Source organism: Spirilliplanes yamanashiensis, assembly GCF_016863475.1.
Lineage (GTDB): Bacteria > Actinomycetota > Actinomycetes > Mycobacteriales > Micromonosporaceae > Spirilliplanes > Spirilliplanes yamanashiensis.
Map to the genome: position 1 here is coordinate 43,496 of NZ_BOOY01000002.1, position 14,336 is coordinate 57,831.

Below are 14,336 nucleotides of genomic sequence, written 5' to 3' on the forward strand. Positions count from 1 at the left end.
TGCGCCGCACCCGGCGGCCGGTAGTCTGACGCCTCCGAATTCGCACAGAGGTGAGTGCCGTGACGCCCGTGAACCCGAACCAGGCCGACGAGGCCGCGACCGTGCAGTTCCGCGCGGTCGGCCCCGCCCCGGTCGGGCCCCCGCCACGGCAGGGCGCCGCCCCGCAGGCCGGTCCGGGCGCGCAGAGCGCGCCGCCACGCCCGCAGGGCGGGCCGGTCGCGCAGGGCAAGCCGGTCCCCCCGCCGCAGGGTCCGCAGGGTGGCCGGGCGCAGGTCCCGCCGCCCGCCGCGAGCGCCGCTGCCGTGCCCGCCGGAAACCCCGCCGGATCCGCAACCGGATCTGCCGCCGGGTTCGCGTCCGGCTCCGCCGCCGGGGCCGCCGCTGTGCCCGTACCCCCGGCCGGGGGGCCGCCCCGCCTCACCCGCAGGCGGACCGCGATCCTCGCCGCGGTCGTGGCCGGCGTGCTGCTCGCCGCCGGTGGCGGCGTGCTGGCGTGGGCGACGGCGGGTGACGTCCCGCGCGGCACCGAGGTGCTGGGCATCGACCTGGGCGCGCAGACCCGGAGCGAGGCGGAGGCCACCCTGACCCGCGCGCTGGGCGACCGGCTGACCGCCCCCGCCCGCGTCACGCTCGCGGGCAAGCAGGTGGAGCTGAAGGCGGCCGACATCGGCCTGGCGCTCGACACGGCCGCCACGGTCGACGCGGCGGCCGGCGGCGGCCCCCGGCTGTGGGGCACCCGCACGGTCGAGCCCGTGGTGACCGTCGACCAGGGCAAGCTCGAGGCGGCGCTGCGCAAGAACCTCGACCCCGACCAGGTCACGATGAAGAAGCCGGGCATCACGTTCGCCGGCACGACGCCGAAGCCGAGGTACCCGGAGCCGGGCCGCGACATCGACCCGGCGCAGGCCGCGCAGCTGGTGCGCGCCGGGTGGCTGGGCGGCGGGCCGGTCGAGGTGCCGCTGGTCGAGCGGCCGCCCGCCACGACGCGCGAGCAGGTCGACCAGCTCGTCGCGGACGTGGCCGCGCCGGCCGTCGCCGCGCCCGTCGCGATCCGCACCGAGGGCGGCGTGGCCACGCTGACGCCGGCCGCCATCGCGAAGGGCCTGGTGTTCCGGGCCGACGACGCGGGCAAGCTGACCCCGGCGATCGACGCGAAGAAGCTGCGCGCGGCCGCCGCGAAGGAGCTGGCGAAGGTCGAGGTGGAGCCGGAGTCGGCGAACATCGCGCTCAGCGGCGGCAAGCCGCGGATCGTCGCCAGCACCCCCGGCAAGCAGATCGACCTGGCGAAGCTCGACCTGCTGGCGGTGCTGCCGAACGCGGCGCCGCGCGAGCTGACCGCCGCCCTGGAGACCACCGAGGCGGCGACTACCGACGCCGACATGGTCCAGCTGGGCATCAAGGAGAAGGTGTCGACGTTCACGACGAAGTTCGACCCGGGCCAGGCGTCGCGCAGCTCCAACATCAAGACCATCGCCCGCGAGGTCGACGGCGCGATCGTCAAGCCCGGCGAGACGTTCTCACTCAACGGCCACACCGGCGAGCGCAGCTACGCGCAGGGCTACAAGGACGCCCCGGTGATCGTCGGCGGCAAGCTGGAGCCGGGCGTCGGCGGCGGCGCGTCGCAGTTCACCACGACGCTGTTCAACGCGGCCTACTACGCGGGCCTGCAGGACGTCGAGCACAAGCCGCACTCGTTCTACTTCAGCCGCTACCCGTCGGTCATCGAGTCGACGATCTTCTACCCGACGCTGGACCTGAAGTTCAAGAACACCACGGAGTACGGGGTGCTCATCGACACCTCGTACACCTCGAACTCGATCACCGTCGCGATGTGGAGCACGAAGGTCTACGACAGCGTCAAGACGGTGTACGGGCCGCGCCGCAACCACACGTCGCCGCCGACGGTGCACCGCGAGGACGGTCCGAAGTGCATCGCGACGAGCGGCCTGCCGGGCTTCACCCAGGACGCGTGGCGGGTCATCCGCAAGGACGGCCAGGAGCTGCCGCGAGAGAAGTTCACGTGGAAGTACGATCCGGAACCACGGTTCATCTGTGGTGGCACGGAGGACGAGGACTAGAGAGGGCACGATGAGAGCACGCTGGCTGCCGGTCGGAATCCTGGCCCTGGTGTTGTTCGCGGTCAACGTCGCGTCGCGGCTGGTGGTCCGGCTGGCGTTCGACGGTGGGGCGGTGGCGGAGAACCGCGCGTCCCTGGTGATGTTCGCGGTGATCGCCACCGTGCTCGGCGTGCTGGCGTTCGTGCGCGCCCGCCGCGAGCCGGTCGCCCGCTGGCTCGGCGACCTGTCCGTCGCCGCGGGCGTCGCGCTGGTGCTGACCCTGTTCGTCGGCCCGTTCGTCAGCGGCGGCACGCCGTTCGGCAGCGGCGCGGGCGACTTCTTCAACCAGATCTGGCTGTACGCGGGGTTCGCCGGCGCGGGGATGCTGATCGGCTACCTGCTGGTGACGGCGCTGGGGCTGGACTACCGCTCGCAGGGCCTGAAGCGGTACGCGGAGGCCCGGATGACGCGGCCGCGCCGGATCGTCCGGCGCTGACCGCGGTTCACTCGGCGGCGCGCGGCGCCAGGCCCGGCAGGGTTATCGGCAGCACGGGCAGCTGCTCGGCGGAGATGCGGGCGGCGGGCGCGACCGACGGCACGGTCGCGGGGACGGCGGCGGGCGCGCCGCTGATCGTGGCGGCGGGCAGCGCGTGGCGGGGTGCGCCGACGGCGGCGGTGCCGCGGATGGCGGCCGAGGGCCGGGGCGACAGGGTCGCGGCGCGGCTCGTCATGGGCAGCGCCGGCGAGACGGGCGCCGGGGCGAGGGCGGCCGGGGCGGCCGGGGCGAGCGTGGCCGGGTTCTCCGCGGCGGCGGCGAGGTCGCGGCGGGCGCGGGTGGCGAGCTGGAACAGTGAGCGGGTCGCGGAGTCGTAGCCCCCGCGCCAGGCCTCGTCGCGCTCGTAGGCCTGCTTGTACCACTGGTGCAGGCGGCCGGCGGCGTAGGCGGTGCACAGGGCGAAGGCCAGCACGGACAGCGCCTGCAGGACGGCGGTTTCGGGGGGATTCATACCTTTACGGTAAAGGGCGTCCCCCGGATTCTCGTCCGCTGAACAGGCGGACAACACGAGCCGTCGCCCGGAACACCAAATGTCCGAAACGCCCGTGTGCGATGGTTGCGCTCCGAACATTTGTCGTGCAGCAAGTGAGCGGGTGCCCGCCCGGGCCGGGCCCGGGCGGGCGGCGCGCTCAGCGCCCGAGCGACCAGCCGAACCGCGCCCCGGCCGCCGACCCGCCCAGCGCACCGGGGGTCAGCGTGACGGCCTTCTTCGCCGCCACCCCCCACGCCCGGCCCGGCAGGACGGTGACGAAGCCGTCGCCGTAGTACGGGTACGCCGTGGACGCGTTGCCGCCGGTGGCGGCGACGGCCAGGTCGCCGCGGCCGTCGCCGTTCACGTCGCGCACGGTGGTCAGCCAGCCGAACTGGTCGTTCGCCGCGGGCGTGCCGGGCAGGTTGCGCTCGCCGCGGGCCAGCCACTGCGACCGGCCGGACAGGCCGGTGGCGGAGCCGAGCAGGATCGACACCGATCCGGCCGCCGTGACGGCGTTGTCGGCGCCGAGGCCCTCGCGCTGGGCGCCCACGATCAGCTCCGGGTGCCCGTCGCCGGTGAGGTCGCCCACCGACACCGACGAGCCGAACCAGTCGTACGGCTCCTTGGTGTCCGGCACGCCCGCGGAGTCCTGGTCGAGCACGAGGTCGGGCTCCTCGGGCAGCACCCCGTCGGCGGTGCCGTGGAAGACGTTGACCAGGCCCTCCGACTCGGTCCAGCGGTCGACCGGGCGGCCCACGACGATGTCGGCCCGGCCATCGGCCGTGAGGTCGCCGACGGCGAGGTCGGCGCCGCCGTTGTAGACGTCGACGTGCGCGGGCGACGGGCTCAGCCCGGCGGCGGTGCCGAGGTGCACGGCGATCGACTTCGAGCCGCCGACCTGGGTGAACAGCGCCACGACGTCCTCGCGGCCGTCGCCGTTGACGTCACCGGACGCCAGCGCGGACGACCCGTACAGGGCCTCGTCGGCGGTGCGCTCGGCGGCGAACGCGCCCGCCGCCACGGTGAAGCGCACCAGGCGGCCGAAGTTGCTCGGCGGCTCGGCGGCGACGATCTCCGGGCGGCCGTCGCCGTCCAGGTCGGCCGCCGTCGCCGCGGTGCCCAGCGAGCCGCGGCCCAGGATGCGCTGCGCGCGCCCGAGCCCGTCGGCGCTGCCGAAGAAGACGGTCAGCGAGCCCGGCGTGACCAGCACGTCGGGGGTGTCGGTGTCGCGCGGGGTGCCGACCACCAGGTCGGCGAAGCCGTCGGCGTTGAGGTCGCCGGTGGCCAGGGTGTGGCCGAACGAGCGGTACTCGCCCGGCTCGCCCGGCACCGCGTCGCCCGCCTGGCTGAGGACGGTGGCCCGCGCCGGGTCGGCGCCCCGCTTCGAGCCGGGCACGATCGTCACGTAGCCGGCGCCCGCCACCCCGTCGACGGCGCCGCCGGGCGCGCCGATCGCCAGGTCGTCGTACCCGTCGCCGTCGAAGTCGCTGCCCCGGGTCCAGGTGACCGGCGCCGCGGCGGCCGGGCCGCCCACGGCCACCAGCCCGGTGGCGCCGGCGGTGCCGGCGGCCAGGCCCAGCGCCAGGATGCGCGCAAGATTCATCGAAGCTCCCCGTGTCGTAGGAGCGCAGGATACGACCGTCCGAACTGGACGCGCTGCCCCGTGTCAGGCGGCCGCCGGGCCCACCCGGGTCAGGTACGTGTGGTGGGTGCCGAACCCCAGCCGGGCGTACAGGCCGACCGCCGCCGCGTTCGCCTCCTCGACCTGGAGGAACGCCCGGGTGGCGCCCTCGGCGCGCGCCCAGCGCGCCAGCTCGCGGCACACGTGGGTGCCCAGGCCGCGGCGGCGGGCGCGGGCGGCCGTCTGCACCACCGACAGCCCGAGCCAGCCGTCGCCGGTGATCGTGCCGCGCCCGACGGCGAGCAGGCCGGCGTCGTCGCGCACCTGCGCGTACCGGGCGACCGGGGCGCCGGTCAGCACCCGCACGGCTGCGGGCGGCAGGGTGCCCTTGTGCTCGGCGACCATCGCCAGCCACTCGTCGCCGGGGCGGGTGAGCAGCTCGGCGGGCGGCAGCCCCGCGGCCGGGCCCGCGGCCAGTGCCGGCACCGCGGCCGTCTGCACCAGCACGAGCGGCAGCGTGGCCCAGCCGCGCTCGTCGAGCAGGGCGTTCACCGGGGCCGCCAGCGGCATCGGGGCGTTGATCATCGGCGGGCGGCCGCGCTCGGCGTACCAGGCGGTGACCGCGTCGACCGCGGCCTCGAGCGGCCGGTCCGGGTCGCCCACGGCGAGCGCCGAGTTGGCCCGGCCCGTCCAGCCGTCCGCGCAGCGCAGCCACCACCCGCCGAGGCGGGCCGTGACCGGCGCCGGCCAGGCGTCGTTCGCGGCCAGTTCGAGGGCGGCGACGTCCGCGGCGCGCGGCCGGCGGGCCGCCGGCACCCGCTTCGCGCGGTGCACGTCCCGCAGGGGTACGCGCAGCGGCCCGGCGGCGGTGGCGATGGTGAGTTCCGTCTCGGTGAGCTCGACGAGTTCTCCGAGGGCGTCGGAGAAGAGCGGGCGATCTTCCTGCCTGCCTACAATTCGCCGGACGACCACCCGGTGTCCCACATCCTGCCGTCGGAGCACGCGCCACCTCCTCCCCGGCGAGATACTAGGCTCTAACCGCCGCGGAGGGTTCGCGGCAGCGAAACGCCCCGAGAGGAAGATCCGTGACCTACATCATCGCCGAGCCGTGCGTCGATGTACTCGACAAGGCATGCATCGAGGAGTGCCCCGTCGACTGCATCTACGAGGGCAACCGGATGCTCTACATCCACCCCGATGAGTGTGTGGACTGCGGGGCGTGTGAGCCGGTGTGCCCGGTCGAGGCGATCTTCTACGAGGACGACGTCCCGGAGCAGTGGAAGGACTACACCTCGGCGAACTACGAGTTCTTCGAGGACCTTGGCTCGCCGGGCGGCGCCTCGAAGGTCGGCAAGATCGACAAGGACACGCCGTTCGTGACGGCGCAGCCGCCGCGCGGGGACGCGCACTGAGCGGTCTCGCCGCGGCGCTGCCGGACTTCCCCTGGGACCAGCTGGAGCCGGCCAAGGCCGCCGCGGCCGCCCACCCGGACGGCCTCGTCGACCTGTCCATCGGCACGCCCGTCGACCCGGTGCCCGAGTCCGTGCGGGCCGCGCTGGCCGGCGCGGCCGACTCGCCGGGCTACCCGCTGACCGCCGGCACGCCCGCCCTGCGCGCCGCCATGACGGACTGGTTCGTCGCGGCGTGCGGGGCGTCCGCCGACGGTCTCGGCGTGCTGCCCACGATCGGCTCCAAGGAGCTGGTGGCGTGGCTGCCGACGCTGCTCGGCGTCGGCCCCGGCGACACGGTGGTCATCCCGTCGGTCTGCTACCCCACCTACGAGGTCGGGGTGCGGCTGGCGGGCGCCACCGTGGTGCGGGCCGACTCGCTGACGGCGGTCGGCCCGGACCCGCGCGTCAAGCTGATCTGGATCAACTCGCCGTCGAACCCGACCGGCCGCGTGCTGCCCGCCACCCACCTGCGCAAGGTGGTCGACTGGGCGCGCGAGCGGGGCGTCGTCGTCGCCAGCGACGAGTGCTACCTCTCGCTCGGCTGGGAGGAGCGGCCCGTCTCGGTGCTCGACCCGGCCGTCACCGGCGGCGACCCGACGGGCGTGCTCGCGGTGCACTCCCTGTCGAAGCGCTCGAACCTGGCCGGTTATCGGGCCGGCCTGGTCGGCGGAGACCCGGTGCTGATCGCCGCGCTGCTCGCCGTCCGCAAGCACGCCGGCATGATCATGCCCGCGCCGGTGCAGGCGGCCATGGTCGCGGCGCTCGGCGACGAGACCCACGTCGAGGACCAGCGCGCCCGCTACGAGGCGCGCCGCACCGCCCTGCGCGCGGCATTGCTCGACGCCGGCTTCACCATCGAGCACTCCGAGGCCGGCCTGTACCTGTGGGCCACCCGCGGCGAGGACTGCTGGGACACGGTCGGCTGGCTCGCCGAGCGCGGCATCCTGGCCGCCCCCGGTTCGTTCTACGGCCCGGCCGGCGCCCGGCACGTGCGCGTCGCGCTGACCGCCACCGACGAGCGGGTCGCCGCTGCGGTCAAGCGCCTCGCCTGACAGGGTGGGCACCATGGAACCAGCTGTCGTCCGGGTCCGCGGCGAGGCCCAGCTCGAGGTGCCGCCCGAGCTGGCCCGCTTCGCGGTGTCCGTCAGCGCCCGCGGCAAGGACCGCCAGGGCGTGCTCACCCGGCTCGCCGAGCGCTCCGCCGCCGTCCGCGCCCTCGTCGACGAGTACCCCGACGCCGTCGACCGCCGCGAGACGGGCGCCTTCCACCTCAGCCCGGAGCTGAAGCGCACCGGCGAGCGAATCGCCGCGTACACCGGCAGCGTCACCACCACCGTGACCGTCACCGACTTCACCGTGCTCGGCGAGCTGATGGTCCGCCTGGCCGACCTGGAGCAGTCCGCCGTCGACGGCCCGTGGTGGGAGCTGCGCCCGGGCAACCCGGCCGCCGCCGAGGCCCGCCGCGCCGCCCTCGCCGACGCCCTCACCCGCGCCCGCGAGTACGCCGCCGCCGTCGGCGCCCGCGTCGACCGCCTCGTCGAGATCAGCGACGAGGGCGGCGGCGGCTTCGACCGCCCGATGTTCCGGGCGATGGCCGGTGCCGCCGAGTCGGCCGGGCTCCCGTCCTTCGACCTGGACCCGCAGGTCCAGGCGGTGCACGCGGCCGTGCAGCTGCGCCTGACCATCACGGAGCCGGAGCTCGGATAAATCCCCTTCCGCTGGCAGGAGAAGGGCCGCTATCATCGACAACGGAGTACCGCCTGCCCACGCTCTGTTACCGGCGGGCTCCGCTGCTAGCGCCAACGGGTTCCTCCCTGTGAGGAGCCCGTTTCCGCTTTACGGTGACCGGTGATGCGCACCGTCGAACTCCTCTGCGACCCCCACCTGGACGCCACCGTCCGCGAGGCGTGGCGCCGGCTCGCGGCCGCCGGCCTGCCCAGCCTCGCCACCCACCGCGGCCCCACCAACCGCCCGCACGTCACCCTCGGCGCCGCCGACACCCTGCCGGACCTGGGCTTCGTCGTCCGCGCGCTGCCCGTGCCGGTCTTCGCCGACGACCTGGTCTTCTTCGACGGCAAGTCCGGCGTGGCCGCCTGGCGGCTCGGCTCCACGACGCTGCGCGCCGTGCAGGCCGCGGTGTGGCGCGCCCTGGGCGGGGTCGGCAACCCGCTGCACGACCCGGCCGCCTGGACCCCGCACATCAGCCTCGCCCGCCGGGTCCGCCCCGACCAGCGCCGCGACGTGGAACAGGCCCTCGACGGCCTGGGGACCGTCGAGGGCCTGCTGATCGCGGCCCGCAGCTACGACACGGGTACGCGCACCGTCACCGAGCTGGGCGCTTGACGTCCTGCTTGCCGTTGCCGCCGGGCGTCCCCGCCTCGGTCGCGGGGGTCTCCGGCTTGGTGACCTCCGGCTCGGCCGGCTGCGCCGGCGGCGTGCCGGTCTGCGGTTCGGCGGTGCCGGGCTCGGCGGCGGCCGGCGTCGCCGCACCGGGATCGGCCGTCCCGGGCGGGGTGCCGGTGCCCGGGTCGCCGCCCGGGTCGGTGACCTCCTCGCCGGGACCGGCGCCGGGACCGGCGCCGGGGTCCGCGCCCGCCGGGTCCGCCGGGTCCGTCGCCGCGGGGGAGGTGGCCGGGCCGGGGCCCGCGAGCACCTGCGGGGTCACGGTGGCGTCGGCCGTCACCCGGGCCACCACGGCCGCGGACGGCGGGGCGAGCCACTTCGGCACGGTCACGGCGCCGCTGCGGCCGCTGTCCGCGCCGGCCCACTCCTCGAACGTGGCGTGCACCGAGTACGCCACCGGCTTGCCGACCGGCGCGAACAGGTCCACGCAGGTGGCCAGCAGCGCCGGCACGTCGCACACCCGCTCGGAGCCGCCGTCGGCGTGCCGGGTGACCACGTACCGCTGCACCGGCCGGTCCGCCGACATCCGCACCCGGTCCCACCGCACGACCGGCCGCCCGATCAGCGCGACGCGCGGCGCCGCCATCTCCGGCACCCTGCCCGCCGTGATCGTCAGGCTCGACGCGGCCGGCGCGGTCGACCAGCTCGCGAACGCGGCGATCGACCCGCCCACGGCCAGCAGCCCTGCCGTCGCGGACCCGATCAGCACGGGACGCCATCTGCGGCTCATCAGCGCTTCACCTTCGTCGCCTCGCCACGCAGCCGGATCGTGAACGTCACGCCCTGGCAGTCGTTGGCCACCGAGTTCGGCATGAACAGCGGCAGGTGCCCGCCGCCGGCCCGCCCGTCGGCCGGCACGGTCAGCGGCATCGTCCCGCTGTACGACTGGATGACCAGGTTCGCCGCCGACGGCCGGCAGGCCTTCTTCGACGTGGACACGACCTGGCCGGTCATCCCGGTGACCTGCAGCGGGAAGTCGTACGGGTTGCGGAACCCGACCTTGAGCTTCTTGACGGCGCCCGGGTACATCCCGGTGACCGAGGTAGCGTCGATCTGGAAGCCGTACCCGGTGGCGGTGCCCCGGGTCGCGGTCAGTTCCATCGTCTGCTCGTCCCCGCCGAACGCCCACACGAGACCGATCCCGGTCACGCCCAGCACAGCGGTTGCGGCGGCGGACGCGATGCGCCACGCACGCATGTTTCCTCCTGGAACGACGGTCACGGGGCACTCGCACCCGAGACCTGGAGCGGGATGGTGAAGGTCGCACCCTGACACGCCGAGTCGGACCGGTTCGTCATCGTCACGCCGCGCGGCAGGGTGAACGTCGCCGTCGAATCACCCTCGACCCGCCACGAGACGGCGTTGACCCGCCTGGCGACGGCCACACCGGTGACCCGGCAGCCGGCCTTACGGTGCGCCTCGTCGGCGACGGAACGCTCGGGACCGGGCGCGACGGTGTCGATGACGATGGGGAACGCGTTCGGGTTCTCGATCGTCACGCTCAGCGCCGTGGTGCCACCGGGGAAGAGCGGGGCGTCGGCCGCGGTCGTGCCCGTGACGGCCAGCTCGACGGCGCGGCCGGCCTTCACCGTGGTCGAGGTGGTGCCGTCCAGACGCCAGAACGCCCACACCACGCCCGCATTCAGGGCGACGGCGAGGATCGCGACGATACCGCCGATGAGAATGGTGCGGCGGTGGATGTCGCGCACGGGTGGCCCTTCGCTGGATCGGCTGGTCGAGGAGATGCCCGAACGGGGCGGGCCGGTGAGCCGGCCCGCCCCGTTCGCAACCTGTTAGGACAGGCCCGGCGTGGGGGCCTTGTCGGTGCTGGCGCCGACCAGGGTGAACCGGAGGTTGAACTCCTTGCCCTGGCACTCATTGGCGGAGGCGTTGGTCATCTTGACGACGTCCGAGATCGGGATGGTCTTCTCCGCCATGCCCTTGCCCAGGACGATCGGCTTCGGCAGCTTCTGGGTGACCACGATGCCCGACTCCGAGCTGTCGCAGTCGCCGCCGTCCTTCACGGTGATGACCGGGCCGGTGATGTCGGTGATCTCCACGTTGAACTGGTTGGTGTTGGAGATCTTGACCGTCACCGGCGCGGAGGCGCCCGGGACCAGTCCGCTCACGGGGCTGGCCGTGACGGTGACCTGCGCGGCCTGGCCGGCGGTGACCGTGACGTCCGCCGTGCTGTTGACGTTCCAGGCGGCGTAGGCGGCACCCGCTCCGCCGATCACCACGACGGCGGCGGCAACGGTGGCGACGGAACGCTTGGTGAACTTGCCCATGGGGGTCTTCCTCCTGCGGAAGCTTTGATCGCGCTGTGAACGTCGAGCGTCTGGTGTGACGTTTCGGCGGCGCGGCCCTCGATGAATTGGTGTGGCGCCGTCCCGGTGGAGGCGGTCCGGCGCCGCCACAAAAGATTCCGTATGGCCGGGCTTCCGGCGATAGGGCGACCGTTTGTCCTATTCGAAGCTTTGTGCGGGTCCGGAAATCCTTCCGGGCGAACCCGCAGGAGTGACGTCACGACCGGGCGTCCGGCCGCCGTCCGCCTGCAATGCCGCCCGTCGGACGCCCCGCGACGGCGCTGGCCAGCACCGCCGTCGGGAGGAAAGATCCACGCCGGGGAGCAAACGGGTGATTCGACGGACGTCGACTCGCGGCCGCTGCTCGGCCCGGCACGCGAATGGGCGTCGCATTCGCGTCGCATTCACATTTCCGGACCTCCGCCGGAACGGCGTCGGAACAGTTCTTCCGGGTCGCCGGTCAGCGGACGGAATTGCCCGCAACGGCGGCGCGGCCATCCTTGCCATGCTGCAATCGTGCGGTACGGAGAAGCTCATCCGGCGTCCGACGGGATCTCCGGGAGCGGCGTCTCGGCGGTGGTCGTGACCGGATCCGCCGCCGTCGGCGACGGCGACGCGACCGGGTCCGGCACGATCGTGGGCGTGGCCGGTGGCGTGTCCTCCTCCGCCGGCTCGGCCGCCGGGGCCGCGGGAGCGGGCACCACCGGGGCCTGCGTGGTGTCGAGCGTCCGGGCCGCCGACGCCGCGATCGTCACCGGCAGGCTGGCCGGCCCGTCGACGCCCTCCCACGTCTCGAAGCGGGTGTGGACGGTGTAGGTCCACGTCCCGGCGGGCACGTTGGCATCCCGGCAGGAGGTGGCGTTGACGGTGCAGACGTGGGCCGGCGGCACACCCGCCCCGTGCCGCGTCACGGAGTAGTACTGCACCCGGACGCCGGGGACGATGTTCTTCGCCGCCCACCTGATCGTCACGTGCCGGCCGTTGGGCGAGACCGTCGCCTCGGGCTGCGCGCCGACGGGGAGGTCGGCGGTCTTGAACCGCATCGTCACCGGGTCGGTGGGCGTCTGCCAGCCCGCCCAGGCGACGGCGCTGCTGACGACGGCGACGACCGCTCCCGCCGCGAGGATTCCGGCGCGGTGGAACGGCTTCATCGCGCGGCCTTCTTCGCGGTGCCGGTCAGCTGGATCGTGAACGTCGTCTTCTGGCACTTCGCGGACGCCCCTTTCGGCATGGCCACGGGGACGGCGCCGACCCGCTGGCGCGCGCCGGCCTTGACGATCAGCGGGAGCTTCCCGGTGAACGGCCGCGTCGTCAGCGTGGCCGGGCCCGGCTTGCAGCGCGGGTTCGACGAGGCGACGACCGCGCCATGCATGCTCTGCACCGCGATGTCGAAGTCGTACGGGTTGGTGAGCGTCACCGTCATGTCCTTGACGACGCCCGGGTAGAGGCCCTTGATCGAGCTGCCGGCCACCGTGAAGGCGAACGGGCCGTAGCCGGTCGTGGTCCCGCGCGCGGTGGTGACCATGATCGTGTCGTCGTCGGGTTCCTGGGGACCGCCGGACGCCCCGGCGACGGCGACGCCGACGACGGCGGCCGCGGCGACGAGGCTGTGCCATCGCTTCACGGCTCTCCTCCTTCTGTCGGTTGCGGCACAACGACGGATGGGCGGGACGCGAAGCCGCGCCCCGCCCATCTCGATCCGACTTAGGCGCTCTCGCCGGTGAAGTTGAACGACAGCGTGAAGGTCGAGTTGGCGCACGTCGAGCTGAGGTTCTGCGCAACGGAGAACGGCACCGTGATGCTCTGGTTTTCGGTGTCCTTCGCGATGGTCGGAGCGGTGTTCGGCAGGGTCACCACGATCGACGACGCGTTCAGCGTGGCCTTGCAGGCGTCGTTGTCCGTGTTGCCCTTGCGGACCGAGATGTTCGTCGGCGTCATGCCGGTGAGGGTCACCGGGAACTCGTTCGGGTTGTCCACCAGGGCCACCGCGTTGGCGGACTTGCCCGGGTAGAGGTTGCCCGCGACGGTGATGTCGGCGCGCATGGGCTTGATCTCCGCGGTGGTGGCGCTCGCGGAGCCGACGCCGGTGACGCCCCAGCCGGTCGCCCAAGCCGCCCCGGCGAGGCCGCCGACCGCGAGGACGGAGGTGGCGACGATGGCGGTGGAGCGCTTGGTCATCTTGCGCATGTGCTGGTTCCTCCTGCGGAACATTTCATGACCCCCGGAACGCCGGGACGCATTCCGGGGGTTTCCAATGAGAGTGGCGCCGAGCCGGTGGAGGCGGTCCGGCGCCGAGCAACAAACTGCCTCATCGGCTGCCGGAAACTGATCAGGAAACCGGCCGCCATTCCCGATGCCGACAAGCGACCGGCGGACGCCGACCGTATTAACCCGTTGGGCGTACGGGCCGGCCGTTATCGGCCCGGCTGGTCGATGAATGCGGTACGGAAATGCGTCGGGCGACAGCGTGGACTCGTCGGCTAACACCCGCGCGGCTTTTAATCAACCCGGCGATGGCGACGGAGGCCGGCCAAGGGGCCGCCGGCCCGCGCAGGCGGTGACTTCGTGACCCGGCTGTGACCTGATTTCAGACTTTTGTCATGAGAACGGACGGCTTCATCACCCGGAGGGATTCAGCCTTTCAGCGTGGCCGCAGCCCTTTCGGATGCCGGGCCGACCACGAAAGGGCGCGCGGCGCCGATTAGTGAGGGCGTCGGCGCCTGTCGGCGACGAAAAGCGATCGGAAATGCGCGGCGCGGCGAAACATTGCACCAGGGCAAAGTTCTGCTATGCCGACGTGACCGCCTATTCGGTGAGCAATCAGCCGGCGATCAGCGTGACGCCCAGCGCCCCCATCGCCACCGCGATGACCCCGTCCACCACCCGCCACGCCGACGGCCGCGACAACACCGGCGCCAGTCGGCTCGCCCCCACTCCGAGCGCCGTGAACCACACCAGACTCGCCGTGGCCGCGCCCGCCCCGAACACCCACCGGTTCGGGTCCTGCTGGGCGACGGCGCCGAGCAGCACGACGGTGTCGAGGTACACGTGCGGGTTGAGGAAGGTGAACGCCAGGCAGGCCAGCACGGTGGCGCGCAGCGGCGCGGGCGGCCGGTCGAGCGGGGTGAGGGTGGACGGGCGCAGGGCGCGGCGGGCCGCGAGGAGCGCGTACCCGAGGAGGAAGGCGGCGCCGCCCCAGCGGGCCGCCGTGAGGGCGGCGGGGGCTGCGGCGACGACGGCGCCGAGGCCGGCGATGCCGGCGGTCATGAGGGCGGCGTCGGCGGCGACGCAGATGGCGACGACCGGCAGGACGTGTTCGCGGCGCAGGCCCTGGCGCAGCACGAACGCGTTCTGCGCGCCGATGGCGACGATGAGGGCGATGGCGAAGCCGAAGCCGGTGAGCGCTGATCCCATGGTTCGACCGTAGGGTTGCGCGCGGCCGCACTCCAGCTAAAGATTCTTCAGTACGG

17 protein-coding genes are annotated in these 14,336 nt (G+C 73.8%); 6 read left to right on the top strand and 11 right to left on the bottom strand.

Going from position 1 to position 14,336, the window contains the following annotated elements; all coding sequences use genetic code 11:
* Nucleotides 1-59: 59 nt before the first annotated feature.
* Together Sya03_RS01580 and Sya03_RS01585 are read left to right on the top strand one after the other, a co-directional pair.
* Complete coding sequence (locus Sya03_RS01580) at nt 60-2,078, top strand: VanW family protein (protein WP_239107050.1); 2,019 nt, start codon at nt 60-62, stop codon at nt 2,076-2,078.
* 10 nt (nt 2,079-2,088) lie between these two features.
* The gene (locus tag Sya03_RS01585; protein WP_203936304.1) at nt 2,089-2,553 is read left to right on the top strand and encodes a hypothetical protein; all 465 of its coding nucleotides are present in this window, start codon (nt 2,089-2,091) and stop codon (nt 2,551-2,553) included.
* Between the two features lie 7 nt (nt 2,554-2,560).
* On the opposite strand, the gene Sya03_RS01590 is transcribed toward Sya03_RS01585, so the two are convergent.
* The 3 genes from Sya03_RS01590 to Sya03_RS01600 all read right to left on the bottom strand — a co-directional run bounded on the left by Sya03_RS01590 (nt 2,561) and on the right by Sya03_RS01600 (nt 5,708).
* Nucleotides 2,561-3,064, bottom strand: a complete 504-nt coding sequence (locus tag Sya03_RS01590) for a hypothetical protein (RefSeq protein WP_203936305.1) — start codon at nt 3,062-3,064, stop codon at nt 2,561-2,563.
* A 178-nt stretch (nt 3,065-3,242) separates the two neighbouring features.
* A complete protein-coding gene (locus Sya03_RS01595) occupies nt 3,243-4,688 on the bottom strand; it encodes an FG-GAP-like repeat-containing protein (protein ID WP_203936306.1) in 1,446 nt (481 codons plus the stop codon).
* 63 nt (nt 4,689-4,751) lie between these two features.
* Complete coding sequence (locus Sya03_RS01600; protein ID WP_203936307.1) at nt 4,752-5,708, bottom strand: GNAT family N-acetyltransferase; 957 nt, start codon at nt 5,706-5,708, stop codon at nt 4,752-4,754.
* Nucleotides 5,709-5,791: 83 nt separating this feature from the next.
* Here Sya03_RS01600 and fdxA point away from each other — a divergent pair, with 83 nt between their 5' ends.
* The 4 genes from fdxA to Sya03_RS01615 all read left to right on the top strand — a co-directional run bounded on the left by fdxA (nt 5,792) and on the right by Sya03_RS01615 (nt 8,500).
* A complete protein-coding gene (fdxA, locus tag Sya03_RS30735; protein WP_239107051.1) occupies nt 5,792-6,118 on the top strand; it encodes a ferredoxin in 327 nt (108 codons plus the stop codon).
* Nucleotides 6,115-7,209 carry a succinyldiaminopimelate transaminase gene (dapC, locus tag Sya03_RS01605; RefSeq protein WP_239107064.1) on the top strand — a complete coding sequence of 365 codons (1,095 nt, stop codon included), beginning with the start codon at nt 6,115-6,117 and terminating at the stop codon, nt 7,207-7,209. Before fdxA ends, dapC begins: the two co-directional genes overlap by 4 nt.
* 13 nt (nt 7,210-7,222) lie before the next feature.
* Nucleotides 7,223-7,864: an SIMPL domain-containing protein gene (locus Sya03_RS01610; RefSeq protein ID WP_203936309.1), complete on the top strand. Its 642-nt coding sequence runs from the start codon at nt 7,223-7,225 to the stop codon at nt 7,862-7,864.
* A gap of 144 nt (nt 7,865-8,008) precedes the next feature.
* Nucleotides 8,009-8,500 carry a 2'-5' RNA ligase family protein gene (locus Sya03_RS01615; RefSeq protein WP_203936310.1) on the top strand — a complete coding sequence of 164 codons (492 nt, stop codon included), beginning with the start codon at nt 8,009-8,011 and terminating at the stop codon, nt 8,498-8,500.
* Here the strand turns inward: Sya03_RS01615 and Sya03_RS01620 are convergent.
* The 8 genes from Sya03_RS01620 to Sya03_RS01655 form a co-directional block, all read right to left on the bottom strand.
* Nucleotides 8,481-9,290 carry a hypothetical protein gene (locus Sya03_RS01620; protein ID WP_203936311.1) on the bottom strand — a complete coding sequence of 270 codons (810 nt, stop codon included), beginning with the start codon at nt 9,288-9,290 and terminating at the stop codon, nt 8,481-8,483. The genes Sya03_RS01615 and Sya03_RS01620 overlap by 20 nt on opposite strands.
* Nucleotides 9,290-9,757 carry a hypothetical protein gene (locus tag Sya03_RS01625; protein WP_203936312.1) on the bottom strand — a complete coding sequence of 156 codons (468 nt, stop codon included), beginning with the start codon at nt 9,755-9,757 and terminating at the stop codon, nt 9,290-9,292. Before Sya03_RS01625 ends, Sya03_RS01620 begins: the two co-directional genes overlap by 1 nt.
* Before the next feature lie 20 nt (nt 9,758-9,777).
* On the bottom strand, nt 9,778-10,269 hold the full coding sequence (locus Sya03_RS01630) for a hypothetical protein (RefSeq protein ID WP_203936313.1): 492 nt from the start codon (nt 10,267-10,269) through the stop codon (nt 9,778-9,780).
* An 84-nt stretch (nt 10,270-10,353) separates the two neighbouring features.
* Nucleotides 10,354-10,848, bottom strand: a complete 495-nt coding sequence (locus Sya03_RS01635) for a hypothetical protein (protein ID WP_203936314.1) — start codon at nt 10,846-10,848, stop codon at nt 10,354-10,356.
* Nucleotides 10,849-11,399: 551 nt separating this feature from the next.
* Entirely contained in the window at nt 11,400-12,017 is a 618-nt protein-coding gene (locus Sya03_RS01640) for a hypothetical protein (RefSeq protein ID WP_203936315.1), read from the bottom strand.
* Nucleotides 12,014-12,490, bottom strand: coding sequence for a hypothetical protein (locus Sya03_RS01645; protein ID WP_203936316.1), 477 nt, complete (start codon nt 12,488-12,490; stop codon nt 12,014-12,016). The genes Sya03_RS01640 and Sya03_RS01645 overlap by 4 nt, the downstream gene beginning before the upstream one ends.
* Before the next feature lie 80 nt (nt 12,491-12,570).
* Nucleotides 12,571-13,053 carry a hypothetical protein gene (locus tag Sya03_RS01650; protein ID WP_203936317.1) on the bottom strand — a complete coding sequence of 161 codons (483 nt, stop codon included), beginning with the start codon at nt 13,051-13,053 and terminating at the stop codon, nt 12,571-12,573.
* 633 nt (nt 13,054-13,686) lie between these two features.
* A complete protein-coding gene (locus Sya03_RS01655) occupies nt 13,687-14,280 on the bottom strand; it encodes a LysE/ArgO family amino acid transporter (protein WP_203936318.1) in 594 nt (197 codons plus the stop codon).
* Nucleotides 14,281-14,336 lie beyond the last annotated feature (56 nt).